Here is an 18,712-nt window from a genome sequence, read left to right on the forward strand (position 1 = left end):
TGGAGGGCCGTTTGCCCTCGTTCGGCGGGCCCGGGGGACCTGGCGAGGGGCCTCCGCCCCCTCCGCCCCCGCCTCCGCCACCCCAGCACCCCCCGACGTTGCCGACGGCTCCCGCCTTGCCCTGGCTGGTCGCGAGTCCGGCCGCGGCCGTGGCCCTGGTCGTGGTCCTCGTGTTCGGCCCGGCGGTCACTGTGCTGGTCGTTCTGTTCCTGGGGGCCCACGACCACCCCGCGCTGGCTCGCGCGGGCCTCGAAGTGCCGCCGGTGAGGGGCCCCGCGACGAGTGAGCCGAGCCCCGCGAACTTTTCGAGCTCGGCCGCGAGCGAGCCACCCCCGGCCCCGCGTGCTCGGAGTTCACCGAGCTCGGCCGCGAAGGGAGGGGGAGGAGCGGCGGCCCGCGGCAAGCTCGACGACGAGACGCGGCAACGGCTCCGGCTCTTGGGCCCCGCGTTGCCGCACGGATCGCAGGAGGAGTAGGGCTTGCGTCGAGCCCGACCGCGGCGCCCTGGGCGAGTTTTCGCGCCGCGGTCGGGCCTCGATGCGGATGGACACGCGGGCAAAGGGCTTCGTGGGGCGCATGGGCAATAACCTCCAGAGTGCGACCGTGAAGCCCTTTGCCGGCGCGACCATTACGCGCGCAGAGGGGATGATGCCATGCAGACCAACAACGAACCTACGACCGAGGCCCTCGAGACGACCCCCGACAATGACACGGGCGACGGGCCCAAGACTCCGCGCATGCAAGCGCTCGCGACGGAGTATGCCACGGGCAGTGACGGCCATCTGTACGTTACTGGAGAGAGTTTCAAGCCTGGGGCCACGGACGGACGAAAGCAGTTTATCGGGTACCGGTTGAGCGACGAGGAAGCCGCGGAGGTTTGGGAGGAGATCAACCGGCAGGCGTTCAACGCGACACAGGCCATATTACGGCGATGAGCCCGCAGGGGTCTGTCAATGCCGACGAATAAAATGGCGGTTGAACTGCGACCGTATGGGAAAAGCTGGGACGTCTTTACCGAAGGCCAGCGGATCGGCCACGTGCGAGCACGCGCGAAGGACGGATTACTCCTCGTGTTCTGCTTTGGGCGTCGTATCGGTCACGTGAAGGGCCATGAAAGGTTCATGGGGTTCTGCCGGTACGTGCTGTACCCCTTCAAGGTCGTTCCAACCTTGCAAGAGGCCATCGCGCTGATGTTCGAGGAGTACCGGCGGCTCGTCGTAAACCTAGGTGAGGAGCCCGATCCGGAGTTGGCGCGGCGTTATGCAGAGGGGCAGCGTTGACAACCCGCGAGGGCCGAACTCGCAACGCTAACCCTACGCGCACGGCGATGCGCTGGATACGATCGCGCTCGATGCTCCTTCGCCTCGCGCGGCTCGTGCTCGTCCTGGTCCTCGTGCTCGTCGCCGGCCTCGCGCGCGCCGACGATGCGCCCGGGACCTCGACGCGCCTCGACCAGGCCGCGCGCTTCGCCGAGCTCGAGCGCAAGGGCGACCAGGCCCGCGCCGCGGGCAAGCTCTCCGAGGCCGTCAGCGCGTACAGCGAAGCGCTACGGATACGCGAGGACGCTCGCCTCCGCGGCCGTCTCGGGCTCATCGCGCTCGAGGGCGGCGCGACGGCCGAAGCGGTGGGCCTTCTGCTCTTGGCCGTCGTCGATGGCCACGACATGCCCCCGGGCGAGCGAAAGGAGATCGTCGAGGCCTTCTTGCGCACGCGGCCCCTCGTGTGCCGTCTCGACATCAACGTCTCGCACCTTGGGGCCGAGGTGCGGATCGACGGCGAACTAGAGCCCGCGTCCCTGAAGCGGAACGACTTTTACGCGTTCGTCATGCCCGGACGGCACGACATCCGCGCGAGCCTGCCCGGGTACAGGGACGCCGTGAAGACGATCGAGGCGCCCAAGGGCGGCCGCGAGCGCGTGCCGCTGGAGCTCGTGCCAAACCCGCCGCCCGGACCGAGCTCGGCGAGCTCCCAAAGCTCGCCGACCGCGGCCCCGAGCCCCCCGCCCTTCCCCGCCCCCTCGATGCCTGGCAGCTCGGCCGCGGCCCCGAGCTCGCCGGCCGCCTCGTTGCCGCCTAGCTCCCCGAGCTCGCCCCCGCGCCGATGGACTCCGGCCTTCGGCGCGACGATGGTTTATGGCGCGCTCTCCCCGTTGCCAGCGTTCGGCCTGGTCGCGTCTCTGGAATCGCCGGTACGTGAGGTTTTCTCGTGGCGGATTGACCTGCGCGGCGCGCTGTCCCCTCGGGGCATCGAAGGTGCAGCCATCCGTGGCGCGCTCGTCGGCGCCTGGCCGGGCCTTTGCGGCACCATACGGGGCTTTTCTGGCTGCCTGCTCGCGAGTGCCGGCGCCCTCAACAGGTCCGTGCGCAACCCGGAGTTGTCGCAGTGGCTCCCCTTCGTTGGGTTCGGCGCCGGTGGGATGGCCGCGAGAACCGTTGGACCCGTTGATCTGCGGGTGTCGCTTGATGCCGTGGTGCTCGTAAGCAGTTACTCGATCAGTCTCGGTGGCTCGCGCGGCGAACGGACGTTATGGGGCAGTCACCCTTTACTGGCCGGTCTCAGCGTAGCGGCAGCCGTGCGTTGACTCGGGTTTGTCGCGGGAGTACCGTCTTTGCGTATGCATCTCCAGCGCTCTTTCGTGCTCGTTTTCTGCACTCTGCTTGGGGTCGTGGCGGCTCTGTCTGTCGAGGGATGCGGTGATGACCCCACGGTGTTTCCGTGCAACCCGGTGACGCTGCCGTGTCCCGACAACTACCTGTGCCTCGAAGACGGTAGCTGTGTGCCCCCGGATTGGGATGCAGGCACGGACGCGGGCGACGGAGAGGGCGGGACGTCGGCCATCGGATGCACGGGCCCGTGCATCCCGCGAGGCCCCGACGGATGGAACGAACCGCGCGCCGTCTGGATCGGCGACTCGGGCGAGGCGCCCCTGTTCTGCCCCGAGAACATGGACTTGGGTTTCCGGACGCGCGCCTTTGCCGATCTCGCGTGGGAGTACGGGACGTGCGAGGCCTGCGGATGCAAGGAGCCGACGGGCACCTGCACGACGCTTCCGGAGTCCATCGAGGTCCGCGCCGCCGTGTGCAATCAGCAGGGGACGGCGCTCCCCTTCGGAGGCCCCGCGGACTGGGACGGCTCCTGCACCTCGACGAACGCGATCCCCGCGGGTGCCGAGTGCCCTGCCGGAAGCGGCAAGCTCTGCGCGCAGTCGATCGCCGTCTCGCCGCTCGGCCCCCCGGTGGACGAGGTTTGCGAGCCCGTCGTCATCCCCGCCGAGAAGCCACCCCACGTGGGAACGCCCTCGATGAGCGGACCCACGTGGACCTGGAAGACACACGCGATCTCTTGCTACCTCCCGACGTGCGAGGACCCGAAAGAAGCGTGCGTGCGGACCTTGGCCCCGCTCCCCGGAGGGTTCGCGCACTGCGTCTCACTCGCCGGCATCCATGCGTGTCCCGCACCTTGGAACGCCAAGGAGTTCGTCGCCTACGACGATGACACGGCGGGCGCGATCGCGCGATCGGCCGCGCATGTACGGCGTGCGAGTGCGGCGCACCTGTCGGCGGGGGATGCCTCACGCACGTCCGCACGTTCGAGGACGGCGCGTGTTCGAAGCTCATCTACGACGACCCGATCTCATCGTTCTCGCTCGATGAGCAGTGCACGAACGTTGCGCTCCCTGGCATCGCGATCGGCAGCAAGGAGATCACGCCGCCCGAGTACATCCCCGGCACGTGCGCGCCGAGCGGCGGAGAGCCTACGGGCGCCGTCATCCCGAACCCCGAGCACGCGGTCACGTTCTGCTGCCGAGCGCCGGACTCGTGAAGCCATGAACGGCTCCGTACGCCTTGAACTGGAGTTGCCCGAACGGGTCCGCGTGCGGCTCGAAGAACTCCGAGCGATGAACGGGGCCGACAGCCTCACGGAGGTCGTACGGCGAGCGCTCGCCGCGTATGACGTGCTGCTGACGGCTGCCCGCGAACGTGGAGACAAGATCGTTCTGCGAAGTCACGACGGCACCGAGCGCGAGGTCTTCATCCCGTAGAAGCTAGCGCGGCTCGTTTCACGGGAAACGTTACAGGTGAAACGCGAGAACGACGCCGACCGCGGGACGGGTGCTCCGCGCCGCGAACTCGCGCGTGATGCCTCGCCGACGGCGCGCCCGTGCGGCATCGTTGCACGTCCCCGGAGCCCGCTCCGCGTTGGCCATCCGTTGGCAACGGGTTCGGGTCGCGAGGTCCCAACCACCCCACGGCCCAGCGGATTTTCCGCGAAACAGCGGCTTGTGATCGTGACGATTCCCCCTCGGGGGGTGAATCGGTTGGGGAGGACCAGCACGACGAACCATCGTGTTTGGTAGGGTTTCGCGCTGGCCAACGAGAAGGGACGAAGAAGCTCTTGGCCATCCGTTGGCCACGGCCCCGCGCGCCGCGTGCGCGAGAACAACGCTAGGCAGCGACCGCAGGGCGCGTGCTCCGCGCCGTGAGCTCGCGGCGCAGCTCATCGAGTGTGAGACCTCGACGGCGACGCGCGCGCGCTGCGTCGTTGCAGCACAGGATCGCCGTCCCGTCTGCGAGGGAGTGCGGCGCGAGCACGACCGGATCCGCCTCGCTGCACACCGCACAGCACGCGCCCGGCGCAACACTTCGCCCGCGATGACGACGCACGCGACACGTCGAGCACCATCCCTCACCGTCACGATGCGGCGCGACTTCGATGGTTGCCCCGCACTGACCCGCGCACGGTCGAGTCACTTTCGGCCGCTGTTTGTAGGGCTTTCTGCGCTCCATGCGCCCCCGTGGATGCACGCGCGCAGCTCGCGGGGCCAAGTTCTGCACGGGGGTTCGTCCTTCTCGTATGACGTCGAGGCCCGCGGTTCGTCGCTCTGTATGCGCGAACCAACGGCGGTTACCAGCACCCCCACGTTCTGCCGAGGAAACGCGCGTATGCGCCTGTATGCGCTTAACCACCGGGTTTGCCTCGGTCAGTCGAAACGCAGATCGCCCTTGATCTCGGGCCCTGAAACGGTGTTCCCTGGACGTGCGTTCGGTTCGGGCTGGTCCCGCGCCGAGCAAGGGAAACGGCAACTGTGCGCCCCCAGGGCGCACAAAAAACCAAGCGCGCCGCTCCGGGTCAGACGCCAATCAGACCCCGAAACGACGCGCTCAACGAACAGCCATGGATTTAACACGGGCGAGCCTCGCGGGTCGAGGTTCTGCATGCGTTGTACGTCACGAGCACGTAGGCCATCCCACCCAGGGCGAGGCCCCTCCTAACCCGCCTCCCCCCGAACCCGGGACGGCCTGGAAAAAGGGCTATTTCCAGCGGCTCTATTCGCGGATCGGGCCGCGGCGCATGTCCCGCGCGCACGTGCTCTCGGCGCTCGCCCGGATCGCGAACGTGCGCGGGCAAACCTCCATCAGCATGGCGGAGCTCGCGCGGCGCTCGCGCGGCGACATCAAGACGGTTCGGCGCGCCGTTCACCACCTGCACGAGCAGGGGACCTGGCTGCGCATCGAGCCGATGACTTGGGGTGAGCTCGTGCAAGCGCTCCCGGGGTGGCGCATGCCCGAGCACGCGGACCCCGACGGGACCGCGACGTACCTTTTCACCCTCCTCGACGGGTACGGGCAGCCGGCCGCCGAGACCTTCGGGCAAGGTGGGCCAGGCCTCCGCGCGACCAGGCCGCAGCGTCCCCCGCGTCCCGGCCCGCGCCACACCTCGCCCGGCCGATCTCCCCGCCCCGAGGCCCGCGCCGAGCTCCCCGAGCTCGCCGGTTCTGCTCCCGCCCCCGCGCTCGCTCCCGAACCCGCTCCCGACACCGCGGCGCCGATCGAAGCGGGAAACCAAGCGGTTTCGCGCACCCCCCTCCCTACCACTTCGGGCTGCGAGGGGTGGCTACCCAGAAGTGGAGACAAACAAACTCCTCCTCCGGATCTTGTGAAAGAAACGGAGAGAGCAGACGGCGCCCCCGAGGGGCGCAGCACACACATTTCGGTCAGCTCTTCCCCGGAAGAGGGGGGCGAGTCGTGGCGGGAGGCCTGGGAGGCCATCGTCAGCGCCCACCGGAAGCACTTCGCCCGCGTCTACGGCGTCGCGCCGCGCTCGCCTCGCGGGCTCAAGCGGTCCGACCCGAGCGAGGCCGGCGAGCACCTCGCCGCCGTGGCCCGGACCGTCGAGGCCAAGCTACGAGCTCGAGGAGCCGACCCCGCGCCCGGTGACGTGCTCCGCGCGCTCGCCGATCGCACCCTCGCGCTCTGGCTCGATCGCCCAGGGAAAAGCAACTACCTCCGCGACGAGCGGCACCCGTTGCGGCTGCTCTGCGCCGAGCTCGAAGGGCGCATCGGTGAAGCCGAGGCCCTTGTGTCGGCCGAGCTTTCACCGCGCCGCGCGGCCCCAGCGAAGCCGAAAGAGCCAGAGCGCGTCGCAACGTGGGAAGAGCGAGAGGCGGCCCGACGAGCCGCGATGGAGCAGATCCGGCGAGCCCCGGCGGGCCCCCTCGACACCCCGATCCCGCGTCCTACCTCGTCGGTGCGCGTGGACTCCGCCGAGCCAGAGCGTCTCGCTGAAGACGCTCCCCCCGCCGCCGCGGGCCCCGAGCTCCCGCAACTCGTCCCCCACGGCGCCGAGCTCGACGCGAGGCCCGCGCCGCGCCGCCCGCAAACGGCGGCCGAATGGGCGGCCCGGTTCGAGGCCCCCGCCGATGGGCCCGCGCGGGCTCAGGACGGGCACCAGGACGCGCCCGCGCATCCGGGGGGCGAGCGGTCCCCCGCCCCCGGGCGCCTCGACGCCACCCCGGGCCCTTGGCGGCCTCTCGCCCGAGGGGGCCGAGGCTGGGGAGCGGCGCCGGTCTTTCCGGCCCGGATTCGGCACTTCCTCGGGAGACCTTCGGCCGAGGTCGACGGCAACGAGCTGACGGAAGGCGAGCCCCCGCCCGAGTAGGAATTTCGTTTGACGAAACCCCTCCCTCGTCAGGCGCCCCCGCCAGGCCACGGCCAGGCGGAACCCAGGCGTTTCCAGGACGGCGGGGGCCACTCGCGAGCCATGGCTTTTTGCATGGCTTTTCCATGGAAAGCCATGGCTCGCGACGAGCAGGCGTGGAGAGTAAGAAACCGCCCGTTTTGTGGCCTGGCTCTCCGTGAAACATCCGGGAGGCGCAGGGAGTGGGGCGGGGGAGGCGAAAAGTGGATCGTTGAGTGGACCCGAGCGGCTCGGTGAGACGACGAAACAAGGGGTCCACCTCGGGCTCCATGGCTCAAACGCGGCAATTTCGCGGTTTGTCCGCGGTGGGCACGAGGCTTGCGCGGGGCCCAAATGTGAGGGGGCAACCGCTATCCTACACCGTGAAACCTCGGCGAGGCCCGGCGCATGGCTCCCAGGAAGCGAAAAGTGGATCGTTTTGTGGACCCTGCATGGCCCCCGACGCGGCGAAACAAGGGGTCCGCCTCGGGTTCCATGGCTCAAACGAGGCGTTTTTGCGGTCTGTCCGCGGAGAGCCGAGCGGCATTTGTGCGCTCGGTCGCCCTCGAACGGGCCCAAACGCGTAGCGCAGAATACGAACTAGCCTGTTCGCACGTCCGAGCAGGGCAAAAAGTGGATCGATTTTGCGGATCTGCTCGGGCTCGACCCTACGAAACAAGGGGTCCGTCGGCAAAATTTGCACACGTGGAGTGGCTTTTGTGGGTCTGTCCGCGGAGCGTCATGCGGCGCCAGGACGGCGGAATTAGATTACCCACCGTCGCAACCAATCCCTCCGGACGCCATCGGGCGCAGCAACTACGGGCATTCGGCCGCGGAGCTAGAAACGGTTCGTGACGGAAACCCTCCGGGCGCGGGAAGCTCGGGGCGAGCTTCGAGGCCGGGCGGGAGTTCGGCTTGCCGTGCGCTTGCCGTTGGAGCTTGCCGCGAGGGGCCCCCGCGGGCGCGTCCCCCGTGCCCGGAGGGGGGCGTATCCTGAATCAGGATACACGTGCCGATCGCCGGTCGAAACACCAACTTTCGCTGGTGGTTTCGTGCAGTTACGAAGCGTCCGGCATACCCGGTCATCCACGTGGGTGACCGGCTCGCGTATTGTATCCTGGCTAGCCAGACTCGGGGGCTCCGGTGACCGGCCGGGGGAGCCACGAAGGCGTCGAGACGCGGCTGGCGTTCAGAGCTGGTTTCTAGGCCGGTTCTTGGGGCCCTTCTGGGGGCCTTTCGGGTGCTCGGGGAGGAGTGTTCTCCGGACCGGAGAACACTCCGGCCACGCCGCCTGTCGGGGGCCGGGGGCTCCTCGGGAACTCAACGGCCTCGACGCCAGCGGGCGAGGGTGGCAGCTCGGCCCGTACGCGTACGGCTAGCCGTACGGCTGCCCCGTCGGGGCTGGAGGCTCCTCGGGCGCTCGACGGCCTCGACGCCAGCGGGCGAGGGTGGCAGCTCGGCCCGTACGCGTACGGCTAGCCGTACGGCTGCCCCGTCGGGGCTGGAGGCTCCTCGGGCGCTCGACGGCCTCGACGCCAGCGGGCGAGGGTGGCAGCTCGGCCCGTACGCGTACGGCTAGCCGTACGGCTGCCCCGTCGGGGCCGGGGGCTCCTCGGGAGCTCAACGGCCTCGACGCCAGCGGGCGAGGGGGGGCAGCTCGGCCCGTACGCGTACGGCTAGCCGTACGGCTGCCCCGTCGGGGCTGGAGGCTCCTCGGGCGCTCGACGGCCTCGACGCCAGCGGGCGAGGGGGGGCAGCTCGGCCCGTACGCGTACGGCTAGCCGTACGGCTGCCCCGTCGGGGCTGGAGGCTCCTCGGGCGCTCGACGGCCTCGACGCCAGCGGGCGAGGGTGGCAGCTCGGCCCGTACGCGTACGGCTAGCCGTACGGCTGCCCCGTCGGGGCTGGAGGCTCCTCGGGCGCTCAACGGCCTCGACGCCAGCGGGCGAGGGGGGGCAGCTCGGCCCGTACGCGTACGGCTAGCCGTACGGCTGCCCCGTCGGGGCTGGAGGCTCCTCGGGCGCTCAACGGCCTCGACGCCAGCGGGCGAGGGGGGGCAGCTCGGCCCGTACGCGTACGGCTAGCCGTACGGCTGCCCCGTCGGGGCCGGGAGCTCGTGAGCTAGGGCCTTGATGCCGTACGGGTACGCGTACGGGTACTTGTCGCCGGACCTGCGTACGGGTACGCATACGGGATATGGTGCATGAGGTCGCTTGCCAGGGCCCAAACTGCGGGAAGACGTTCCGCGCCGCACGGGCGGACGCGCGCTTTTGCTCGGGGGCGTGCAAGGCGCGAGCGCACCGCCAGGGGACGCCCGCGGCCAGAGCACAGGGCTCACTGTTTGCAGCCCCCGGAGATGCGAGCTCTACCCGTACGCCAGCCGTACGCGTCGAGGCGGCACCCCTAGGCCGGGCGGGCACGCCATCCGTTACGGACCGCGAAGACCGGGCCGCGCTGCTGCTCGCGTTCGCCGTGCTCGAATGGCAGCTAGCACCATGGCGCGCCGCAGACCCCGAAGGGTTTGCTACGGCACTGGCGCGCGAGAGAGAGACGGCACGCGCGCAACTCGCACCCGTCGAGGCGCTCCAGCACGTCGCGCACGTCGACGAGGCCCCCCGCGTATCGGAGTTCGAACGGGCGGCCGCCCGTCGCGCGTGCGCGCGCCTCGGCCTCGCCCCCTACCCGCCAGGGCGAAGCGTCGAGGCCGGGGCCGAGCTCGCGCCCGTCGAGGCACCCCAGCACGTCGCGCATGTCGACGAGGCCTCGGCATCCGAGCTCGCGCCCGTCGAGGCGCCCCAGCACGTCGAGCACGTCGAGGCCGGGGCCGAGTTCGCGCCCGTCGAGGCACCCCAGCACGTCGCGCACGTCGACGAGGCCTCGGCATCCGAGTTCGCGCCCGTCGAGGCGCCCCAGCACGTCGAGCACGTCGAGGCCGGGGCCGAGTTCGCACCCGTCGAGGCGCCCCAGCACGTCGAGCACGTCGACGAGGCCTCGGCATCCGAGCTCGCGCCCGTCGAGGCGCCCCAGCACGTCGAGCACGTCGAGGCCGGGGCCGAGTTCGCACCCGTCGAGGCGCCCCAGCACGTCGCGCACGTCGACGAGGCCTCGGCATCCGAGCTCGCGCCCGTCGAGGCGCCCCAGCACGTCGCGCACGTCGACGAGGCCTCGGCATCCGAGCTCGCGCCCGTCGAGGCGCCCCAGCACGTCGCGCACGTCGACGAGGCCTCGGCATCCGAGCTCGCGCCCGTCGAGGCGCCCCAGCACGTCGCGCACGTCGACGAGGCCTCGGCATCCGAGCTCGCGCCCGTCGAGGCGCCCCAGCACGTCGCGCACGTCGACGAGGCCTCGGCATCCGAGCTCGCGCCCGTCGAGGCGCCCCAGCACGTCGCGCAGGCACGGAAGCCCAAGAAGCCGCGACGAGCCGCGGACAAGCCGCGGCGGACCGCGGAAGATGTTGCCGGACTCCGCGCCGGCCTCAAAGTCGCGGTTGCCGCGGGCAAGTCGCAACGCCGGATCGCTTCCGCGCTGGCTGTGTCGCAGTCGCAGATCAGCCGCTTCGCATCTGGGCATGGCTTGTCAGACGATGCCCGCAAGCGTCTGGCTGTGTGGTTGAACGGCGAGGGGTACTAGGTCCCTCCGGGGGCGAGGCTCTCCGCTTAGCCTAAGTCGAAGGCGTCCACCGCGGCGCGAGTGCCCGGCGAGCTCGCGCGGGTCGAGCCCGACGCGAGCCGCGGCGCGCTTGATGACCTTCGCAACGGCCAGCGGACCGGACCGCTTACGCCAAGCGGCCCGCTCGACGCGCACGCGTGTGTCGCGGCACAGTGGACCGCTCAGCACAATGGGGCCCGCGCGCCGCGAAACTTATCGTAAGTCGCGCTCGTCGGGCGCACGGCGCAGCCCTCGCGGCGCGTGTGTGTCTTGTCACGCATGTCTCGCGGGCGCATGTCTCGCGAGACACACGCCCGCGAGACATGCGTGACAACACAACCGCGAGGCGGCTCGCAAGGCGCGGATGGCGCTACTCGCATGCGAGCCGCGAGAGCGCGCAGAGCGTCGAGTGACGCTACCGCACGAGCACACCGCGGAGAGGATCGCGATCGAACAGCGTCCCGGCCCGGATGTACTTGCGGATCATCCCCTCGCTCGCGTGCCTCGTGATGCGTCCGATCTCGGCCATGTTCGCGCCCTGGCTCGCGGCCGTCGTCGCGAACCCAGCGCGGAGCGAGTGCCCCGCGAGCTCGTGCACGTCGAGCCCGACGCGTGCCGCGGCGCGCTTGATTGTCTTTGCCACAGCGGCCGCGCTGAGGGCTGCGCGACCGACGCGGCCCCAGCGGTCCACGCTGCGGAACACGGGGCCGGACGTGATCACCGCAGCGTCGAGCCAGGCCCGCAGCGCGACGACAGGGCAGAGCCGGCCGGGCGCAGCGTGGATCGGGATCTCGACGCCCGCGCCCTCCTGGTCGCTCTTGCTCCGCGCGACGAGCACCGCCACTCCGCGCGCATGCCATGCGACGTGCTCGACGAGCAGCGCGACGAGCTCCGACCGTCGCAGCGCTGCGCTGAACCCCACGAGGAGTAGAGCTCGATCGCGCGTGCCGCCGATGTCGGGCGGCAACGCGTCGATCATCTCCTGCAGCTCGGCCGGCGAGAGCGCAGCCTTGCTCCGCGGACGTGTACCGCGCCGAGCACGGATGCCCGCGCGCACGTCCCGCACGGCGGGATCGTTGGTGGGCAAAGGAAGACGCGCGGCGCGGTGCTGGTCGACGATCGCAGCCAGCGCGACGTCGAGCGAGGCCGGCGAGAGCCCTTCGGCGTCGAGGTGCGCGAGGTACGCCGCGACGACGAGGGGCGCGGCGGGGAGCTCTCGCGCGCCGTGCTCGTGCGCGTACGCCGTCCAGCGTTCCCACGCGCGAGCGTACGCGCGGCGCGTGTTCGGCGAGCGTGCATGCGCCGCATGCTCGGCCGCGCGTTGGACGTCGCCGGCGAGGCCTGCGGGGAGCGTCGTCGGCGCGACGCGCACGAGCGCGGTCATGTCCGCGAACGCCTCATCAGGTGAAACTCCGCAGAGTGTGCGCGTCGAGCGGCGGCGAACCTACGGGCGCCGTCCATCACGACGTGCTCGAGCTCGGCGTCAGCGCGCCCCATGAACGTTCGGCGCCGGCCGGCGATGTCGCCCCAGGCTTCCGCGCCTTCGGTCGTGTGGATGTCGAGCGTCTCCATCGTGGCCGGCGCTTTCACTCCCAGCCGTGGCAAACGCGCGACGGGGGAAACGAGCGGATGTCCTGCCCGACGTGGCACCGCGTCTCGACGTCAATCGTGTCGCCCTTGTCTCCGTGGTTCGCGACGGTTCCGCAATACCAAGAACCGTCATCGTCCTGCCACCGCACGCGACAGCCGCCCCCGTAGCGTCGTCTCGTGGTGTCGTTACTCGTGCTCGTGGTGTCGCCGCTCATGGTCCCTCGATGGGGGCTCTCGCTCCCGGAAAGCCTCCCTTACCGGAATCGAGAATCAGGGGCTAGCCCACGTGCGAAGCGCTTGCGGACTTGCAGGCGCAAGTGACTTGCGCCGCAAGTCGTTCGCTTGCAAGTCCGCAAGCAACGCGTTCTGCGATGGTCGACCCGGTGCAACGCCTCTAGCGGGTGCCTACTTTGCAGGAAAGGAGCAAGACGCCCATGCCGAACCAGACCAAGAGCAAGAACCCCATGCGTAACCAGGTCGCGATCCGCAAGCTCGTCGCGGAGATCGTCGGGTGCCGCCAGGGAAGCATCGTCGTTCAGGCGGATCTCAGCGGCGGCAACCACATCGGGATCAACTGGCCCGAGTCGATGACGGCGGACAAGGACAGATGGAATACGGCGAAGGCTATGCTTGAGGCGGAGTACCCGGGCTTCGTCTTCTACTACTCGTGAGGGGTTCGACCTTCGGGGGCTGCTAGCCGGTTCGTCGCCGTCGCAGGACCACCAACCCAGCGGCCAGGAGGGCGAGCACCACGGCCAGCGTCCCGGCCAACCGGAGATCCACCATCAGCGGAGCGCCGAACAGGAGCACGGGCATCTTCCGCTCGACGCTCGGGAGAGAGGGATCCCCATCGAGGTCGAACCACCAAGCCGCGCTCTTTGGCGTCCACGAGTCCTCCGGACCGGGGAGGGCCATGCAGCCCCACTCAAGCTCCGGACGGGACGGCACCGAGAGGGCATCCACGCGCTTCGCGGCTGCTCGCACCTCACGGACGAACCGATCGCCCTTGAGCTCTTCGAGGTCACGATCGCCGATGTCCCAAAAAAGGGCCGCGAGCCACATGCGCACGAGCTCGCGATCGCCCTTCTTCTCGGCGGCCCTCACGATCTCGGCAGCCACCTCGGCAAGCGAAAGCTCCTTCGGGGGCTCCGCATCAGGGCCCGCGAGCTTCCCGGCCTCGACGAACCTGCGCCAGAGTTCGCCGCCCGCGTCGAAGTACACGTACCGACCGACGGGCAAGCCCTCGGAGAGGTCGGCCGTGTGAACATAGCCGACGCTCGGGTTCTCGTCGGCGTCCCACTCCCTGCACGGATCGCGGTACACGAACCGGCCGATTTCTCCCTTGTAGTCAGTGTCGAGCCTGAGCCCACAACGCGCATAATCTGGGTGCTCGTGCACCGGAATGGCGTACTCGAAACGGGCGGTTAAAAGCTGCTTCATTACCCGAAAATGGGTATAGTTGGTGTCGTATCGAGCCTGATACCGATAAAGTGCACAATATATGGCTCGCGTGTCGAGGTGGTCGGCGGCTGCTACCTCATCCAAGGACGCAACCGACCACTCCACGATGGCCTCGATGTCGTGCCTGCCCATCGAGGCCTACTTTCCGTCAAACCGGACCAGCCAGGCGAGCGTCGCGGGCTGGTCCATCCGTGGACCTGGTCCGCCTAGGTGGAAACGGCCGTACTTCTTGATCTGGATCTTCTTCAACACCTTATGGAGCGTCACGTAATGCTCGGGCCAGAGGTCGCGGGTGGTGTCGCCGATCTGCGGCTTGGGTCCGGCCTGGATCATGAGGCCCCCATCGTAGGGGTAGAAGGGGAACGTGGGTTCGTCGAGGCGGATCCGCAGATAGTCGCGCCCGCCGGCTGCCTCGACCCATCGATCGCTGAGGATGGTCAACCAGTTGACCCCTTTGATGCCGTCGTGGAGGCTAAAGGTGCCGCCGCCTGGGTCGTCGACTTCCAGACCAGGAAAGCGGCTCGCCAACGGTGTGACGAGGGGTTCGCCAAGGATCTTGCCCTCCACCGTGAGCGGCAGGAGGAAGCCGAGACCTGCGTACCCGCTCAGCGGACGCAGCCGTTTGCACATGGGCAAGACGAAGTCGGCGAATGTGGTATCCGGATGCTGGGCAAACCAGGAGAATGGCAGCCGGGCGTGGAAGTACCCGAGATCCTTGTCGACGGGATGGGAGCCCATGGCTGACACTTGGAACGGTGAAGCATCATCCTCCTTTTCGCCTCCGTGGAAGCCCCAGGACCACCCTTCTGTCTCGTCCCGGTCGGGCAACCATTCTCGCGGCATTCGCACATTTTTCGTGCCCATCCGATACAAGTACGTGCTTCCGGACCGCCGTGCCCATACCAGGTGATCTCGCAGTTGCCCTATGTAATGCTCCCCAGCCTCGGCAACGGCCTCACGGACGGGCCTCGTCCAAGGCTTTTCAAAGTAGACGGTCGCCAACCATCCGATGATGCACCCTGGCCGCCCATCGGCGGTTGGAATGACAAGATGGCGTTCGAGTTCGTTCAGGTCTGCGTCCAGGTGCATTCGAGACTCCCTCTTCTTTCAGGGGACCTTCAGCAGCACAGGCCCCAGGACGGGCGCCAGGCGTTTTGCTAGTTCGCGGATCACGACCGGGATGAGGACGTCGTCTGCTGTGCCAACGCCGGTCGCGTCATCGAGGAGGAGGATGAGCAGGGCAACAGCCAGGGCGGCGGCAATCGCCGCGTCCTCCGCGGAGACCCGGACAGGCTGGGGTTCGGGCTGCCGATCACGGCACCCGCAGGTGTCCGGGGTCCATGCCTCCACGGGGACGCCACCGCCAATCTTCCGGTACCGCTTGAGCTGCTCATCATCTACTGGTTCCGGCGGGAACTTGATCTCGATGATCTTCTTGATGTTATCCGGGGTCGGTGGCCTGGACCCATCATGCACGATCACCACGTCGGGTCGGAGCGAACCCGCAGGCGGCCGACCGAAAGGCTTCGTCGGCACCTCTTCGTTCATCAAGGGAACGGGCGGGTTCCGGCTCATATCGTAGATCACTTCCGGTTTGATCGTGCTCTGGTAATCCAAGGCTCGATCATAAGCGCGTAGCTGGTTGTCCACGCAGTCTTGCTTCCGCACGCCGCCCGGGTTCTTCTCGCACATGCAAATCGCCCCGCAAATCACCTCCTCCTCGCTCTTCTGCCCCTGGATCGGCCCGAACCCCAGCACGGGCAGCCGCACGATCGGCCGGGGAGGCGGAACCCCGTAGCTCGCGGGGAGCACGGGCGGCGAGGGCGGCATGGGCGAGCTCCCGCCCCCCACGCCGGCCGCGCCCGCGTTCTCCACGAACGGGGCCGCGAGCAGGCCCCCGCCCGTCGCTCGCGCGAACCCTCCGGCCCCGCGGAGCGTCGCATCGGACCCCTCGACCACCACCTCGCGGCCCGCGAGGATGTGCACGTCCCCGGCCACCTGGACGCCGAGACGCCCATTGATGACCAGATTTACGTCTCCATCAATGACATAGCTCGCCGAACCCCCGATCTCGGCGCGCTCGTCCCCGCCGATCGTGCGGTGCTCGCTCCCGTCGATCCGCTCGCGCCGGTCCCCACGGATCGCGATGTGCTCGTCCGCGCCCACCGCGCGCTGGCGGCTACCGCCGACGAGCTCCCGCTCGTCATGACGTACCCACGTCTCGCGATCCCGTTCGGCGCGCTGATACAGGAGCTCGTCGCCCTTGCGGTCTTCGAAGCTGATCTCGTTGAACCCGTCGCCCTCCGGTGTGCTCCTCGAGCGAAGCACCGTCCGCGTTTGGTGCCCGGGGAGCGGGTACGGGGGCGGCGTGAGCGCGTTCGGCACGTGCCCCACCACGATCGGCTCGTCGGGGTTCCCTTCGAGGAAACCCACAAGGACCTCCTGACCGACACGCGGGATCGTCCAGATCCCGAATCCCGCGCCCGTCCAGACCTGCGAGACGCGGATCCAGCATGACGTCTGCTCGTCGTCCTTCGCTTCGCTGTCCCAGAAAAACCGCACCTTGACGCGTCCGTGTTCGTCCGTGAAGACCTCGCGATCCCGCGGCCCCTGCACCACGGCGCTCTGGAGGCCCTGCACGACGGGGCGCGGCGTCTTCTGCGGGGGCTTGTAGGGGTGCTCGGTCCAGACGGCGCGGCACCTCGCGCGCCATTCCTCGTCGTGCTCGGCGTCCATGGAGAACTCGGTCACGAGGAGCGGCGCGCGGTCCGGGTCGAGTAGCGGATGGGGGTGGTTTGCTATCGCGACGACGACACCCGGCGCGAGGTCTAGGGCGTTCGTCTCGAAGCTCGCCGCGCGGGTCTGGGTGGTCTCCGAGAGGACGAGCCGCGCCGCGAGCTCTTGCCCCGCCCGCGGGTCATGGCGTCCCGCGCCCCTCGTGGGCGCCGTGGCGGCCCCTGGGGAGGGCGGATGCATCGTGTGCACGCGGAAGGCCCCCGGGACGTAGTGCCGACGCTCGAACCGGGCCGATGGGGTCGGCTCTTGTAGGTCGGCCTCGCCGTAGAGCGGGAAGCCGGGGCGGCGAAAGTCGACGTCCCGCAGCACGACGCGCATGGGCGCGCCGTCCCGGCGGAGAGACACCGCGGTCACGTACTCGGCTTCCGCCGCTTCGTTGGGCGAGGCCTCGAAGGGCAGGGGCGGCCCGGGGCGGACGGGGATCGCCGCGGGATCATCGCAAAGCACGAGGACCGAGCCGCGGCCGTCGCGTAGCTCGAAGAAAAACGAGATCCCCGCCTCTTCGCACAGCCGCGCGAGGAAGGCGAAGTCGCTTTCCCCGTACTGGACGCGGTACTCCAGCACGGGGAAAGCCGCTGGATCTAGGCGCCATTCATGGTCGACAAACCAGTCCTCGAGGAGGCGCTTGGCGATCGCCGGGACCGTCTGCCGCTGAAAAACTCGGTAATCTCTGTTCTGCGTGAGCAGGGAGAGCCGCGGGACGATGCGGATCTCATACGTCGAGAGCCCGGAGAGCTCCACGGCGGTCTGCTCGATGCGCTGCACGAGGCCCGACCACGCGCGGGCCCCGCCGCCGAGGACGAGGGACCACCCCGAGACGAGCGTCACCGAGGCGGGGGCCCAGCCCGCCGCGTCGAGATCGAGATCGGCCGCGTGAGACCGGGCGACGATCGAGACCTCGAACGGGCAGGACATGACCTCCCGAACGCGAATGCTTCGGACAAACAGGGGCGCGTCTACGCCTTGGATCCAAAGGTCGATCCGCGCCATGCCAGGGTTTCCCCTCCCTCGGCCGCGTGGGGCCTACCTTCGAGGCTACGAGCCCCACGGGACGCGGGTCAACAACGGGGGCGGCGCGTCCAACCTTCGCGTCGTTGCATGCTCGCGCGAGACGACCAGGGCGGAAATCGTTCGAGGATGCGCGCGGGCACCTTCTCGCGCTTGCGGGCGACGAGCTCCCGAACCGCGCGGATAACCTCGATGAGGAAGGGCAAAATCAGACGCACGAAATCCAGCCAAGAGGGTTCAGAACCCATGGACGCAGTCCTCCCATGAAGGCAGCAAAAGCGCGCGAAACCCGCGCGCAGCTCAGTCTGCCCTTGCTCAAGCAACTTGCTGCGACCCCCCTTCGCGTCAACGCGGAATCAGGCGCGACTCGAAGTCAGTGTTTGTTCGGGCCTTGCAAAGCGGCGTGTTCGGCGAGTTGAACCAGCTCACCTCACCGAACACGCCCAAGCTTCCCCGGTGGGCATGCGCCGACGTTGCCACGCGGATCGACGGCACAGAAACTGTGAAGTTGTTCGTGGAGTGCTTGCTGCACGGTCCGGCAAGACAAGCTCCCGTGCAGACTGTGATTTGTAAGGTGGATCTCGAATCAGAAAAAATCGTCTGGGCCATGTCTGGAAACACCCTCCTGCATGACTAAGGGAATGTGACCACCTCCGGACCGAGCCCCGACCCCCCCAGCGCGTCGTTCGAAGCCCTCTTCCGCGCCTACGCCGCCGAGCTCCCGCGGTGGTTCTCGCGGCTCCGCGTGCCCCCATGCGACGTGGCCGACGCCTCGCAGGAGGTCTGGCTGGAGCTCCAGGAGCACCCCGAGCAGGTTCCCACGAGCCAGGGGGAAGCGCGCCTGGCCTTGTTCACGGTTGCCGCCCGCATTGCCCAGCGTTTCCGGCGTCGCGCCGCGCTGGACGCGAGCCGACGGCACCCCACGACCGAACCCGAGCACCTGGCGGCGGCCGAGAGCCTCGATGATCGCATGTCGGCCGCGCTTACGCTGCTCGATGCCTTCGTCGCCCTGGACGAGTTCACGCGTCGCCTGGTCATCGCGTCCAAGGTGCTCGGACATACGGACGCCGAAATCGCGCGCGCCGTGGGCCTCACCGAAGCGAGTGTCCAGGCCCGGATCTGGCGGACCTGCACACAGCTCGCGACGAAGAGGGACGAGCACAAGCGCAACAAGCGCCGCGGCGCGCTCCTCCTCCCGGGGGAGCTCGTCATCGACCCCGAGATCCGCGCCGCGATGGCCGCGATTTTGTCCG

General features: G+C 69.0%; 15 protein-coding genes and 1 pseudogene. 8 read left to right on the forward strand and 8 right to left on the reverse strand.

From position 1 onward, the window contains the following. The 4 genes and pseudogenes from POL67_RS52455 to POL67_RS52470 all read left to right on the forward strand — a co-directional run. Positions 1-476: pseudogene (locus POL67_RS52455) on the forward strand (hypothetical protein); the annotation flags it as partial. A gap of 177 nt (positions 477-653) precedes the next feature. Further along, positions 654-935 carry a hypothetical protein gene (locus POL67_RS52460; RefSeq protein WP_271931238.1) on the forward strand — a complete coding sequence of 94 codons (282 nt, stop codon included), beginning with the start codon at positions 654-656 and terminating at the stop codon, positions 933-935. Positions 936-953: 18 nt separating this feature from the next. After that, positions 954-1,280: a hypothetical protein gene (locus tag POL67_RS52465; RefSeq protein ID WP_271931241.1), complete on the forward strand. Its 327-nt coding sequence runs from the start codon at positions 954-956 to the stop codon at positions 1,278-1,280. Between the two features lie 71 nt (positions 1,281-1,351). Further along, the gene (locus tag POL67_RS52470) at positions 1,352-2,581 is read left to right on the forward strand and encodes a peptidase associated/transthyretin-like domain-containing protein (RefSeq protein ID WP_271931244.1); all 1,230 of its coding nucleotides are present in this window, start codon (positions 1,352-1,354) and stop codon (positions 2,579-2,581) included. 503 nt (positions 2,582-3,084) lie between these two features. Here POL67_RS52470 and POL67_RS52475 read toward each other — a convergent pair. Both POL67_RS52475 and POL67_RS52480 read right to left on the reverse strand, forming a co-directional pair. Beyond that, positions 3,085-3,315 carry a hypothetical protein gene (locus tag POL67_RS52475; RefSeq protein ID WP_271931247.1) on the reverse strand — a complete coding sequence of 77 codons (231 nt, stop codon included), beginning with the start codon at positions 3,313-3,315 and terminating at the stop codon, positions 3,085-3,087. 302 nt (positions 3,316-3,617) lie between these two features. Next, positions 3,618-3,770, reverse strand: a complete 153-nt coding sequence (locus tag POL67_RS52480) for a hypothetical protein (protein ID WP_271931251.1) — start codon at positions 3,768-3,770, stop codon at positions 3,618-3,620. A 56-nt stretch (positions 3,771-3,826) separates the two neighbouring features. Between POL67_RS52480 and POL67_RS52485 the strand changes: the two genes are divergently transcribed. Further along, the gene (locus POL67_RS52485) at positions 3,827-4,042 is read left to right on the forward strand and encodes a hypothetical protein (protein ID WP_271931253.1); all 216 of its coding nucleotides are present in this window, start codon (positions 3,827-3,829) and stop codon (positions 4,040-4,042) included. Between the two features lie 1,310 nt (positions 4,043-5,352). Beyond that, positions 5,353-6,939 (forward strand): hypothetical protein, encoded by a 1,587-nt coding sequence (locus POL67_RS52490; protein WP_271931255.1) that lies wholly within the window; start codon positions 5,353-5,355, stop codon positions 6,937-6,939. Between the two features lie 2,504 nt (positions 6,940-9,443). On the opposite strand, the gene POL67_RS52495 is transcribed toward POL67_RS52490, so the two are convergent. The 3 genes from POL67_RS52495 to POL67_RS52505 all read right to left on the reverse strand — a co-directional run bounded on the left by POL67_RS52495 (position 9,444) and on the right by POL67_RS52505 (position 12,176). After that, a complete protein-coding gene (locus POL67_RS52495) occupies positions 9,444-10,463 on the reverse strand; it encodes a hypothetical protein (protein WP_271931256.1) in 1,020 nt (339 codons plus the stop codon). A 556-nt stretch (positions 10,464-11,019) separates the two neighbouring features. Continuing rightward, positions 11,020-11,988, reverse strand: coding sequence for a site-specific integrase (locus POL67_RS52500; RefSeq protein WP_271931258.1), 969 nt, complete (start codon positions 11,986-11,988; stop codon positions 11,020-11,022). Continuing rightward, on the reverse strand, positions 11,985-12,176 hold the full coding sequence (locus POL67_RS52505; protein ID WP_271931261.1) for a hypothetical protein: 192 nt from the start codon (positions 12,174-12,176) through the stop codon (positions 11,985-11,987). The genes POL67_RS52500 and POL67_RS52505 overlap by 4 nt, the downstream gene beginning before the upstream one ends. 452 nt (positions 12,177-12,628) lie before the next feature. Here POL67_RS52505 and POL67_RS52510 point away from each other — a divergent pair, with 452 nt between their 5' ends. After that, positions 12,629-12,865 (forward strand): hypothetical protein, encoded by a 237-nt coding sequence (locus tag POL67_RS52510; RefSeq protein WP_271931264.1) that lies wholly within the window; start codon positions 12,629-12,631, stop codon positions 12,863-12,865. 22 nt (positions 12,866-12,887) lie between these two features. Here POL67_RS52510 and POL67_RS52515 read toward each other — a convergent pair whose 3' ends face one another. The 3 genes from POL67_RS52515 to tssI are packed head-to-tail and all read right to left on the reverse strand — an operon-like array spanning position 12,888 to position 17,441. Continuing rightward, positions 12,888-13,787 (reverse strand): hypothetical protein, encoded by a 900-nt coding sequence (locus POL67_RS52515; RefSeq protein ID WP_271931265.1) that lies wholly within the window; start codon positions 13,785-13,787, stop codon positions 12,888-12,890. A 6-nt stretch (positions 13,788-13,793) separates the two neighbouring features. Then, positions 13,794-14,744 carry a type VI immunity family protein gene (locus POL67_RS54450; protein WP_373372442.1) on the reverse strand — a complete coding sequence of 317 codons (951 nt, stop codon included), beginning with the start codon at positions 14,742-14,744 and terminating at the stop codon, positions 13,794-13,796. Between the two features lie 18 nt (positions 14,745-14,762). After that, complete coding sequence (gene tssI / locus POL67_RS52525) at positions 14,763-17,441, reverse strand: type VI secretion system tip protein TssI/VgrG (RefSeq protein ID WP_271931270.1); 2,679 nt, start codon at positions 17,439-17,441, stop codon at positions 14,763-14,765. A gap of 661 nt (positions 17,442-18,102) precedes the next feature. On the opposite strand from tssI, the gene POL67_RS52530 reads away from it, so the two are divergent. Further along, the coding region (locus POL67_RS52530) for an RNA polymerase sigma factor (RefSeq protein ID WP_271931271.1) at positions 18,103-18,712 on the forward strand (610 nt) is incomplete at its 3' end.

Origin of the sequence: Polyangium mundeleinium (assembly GCF_028369105.1) — a bacterium.
GTDB lineage: Bacteria > Myxococcota_A > Polyangia > Polyangiales > Polyangiaceae > Polyangium > Polyangium mundeleinium.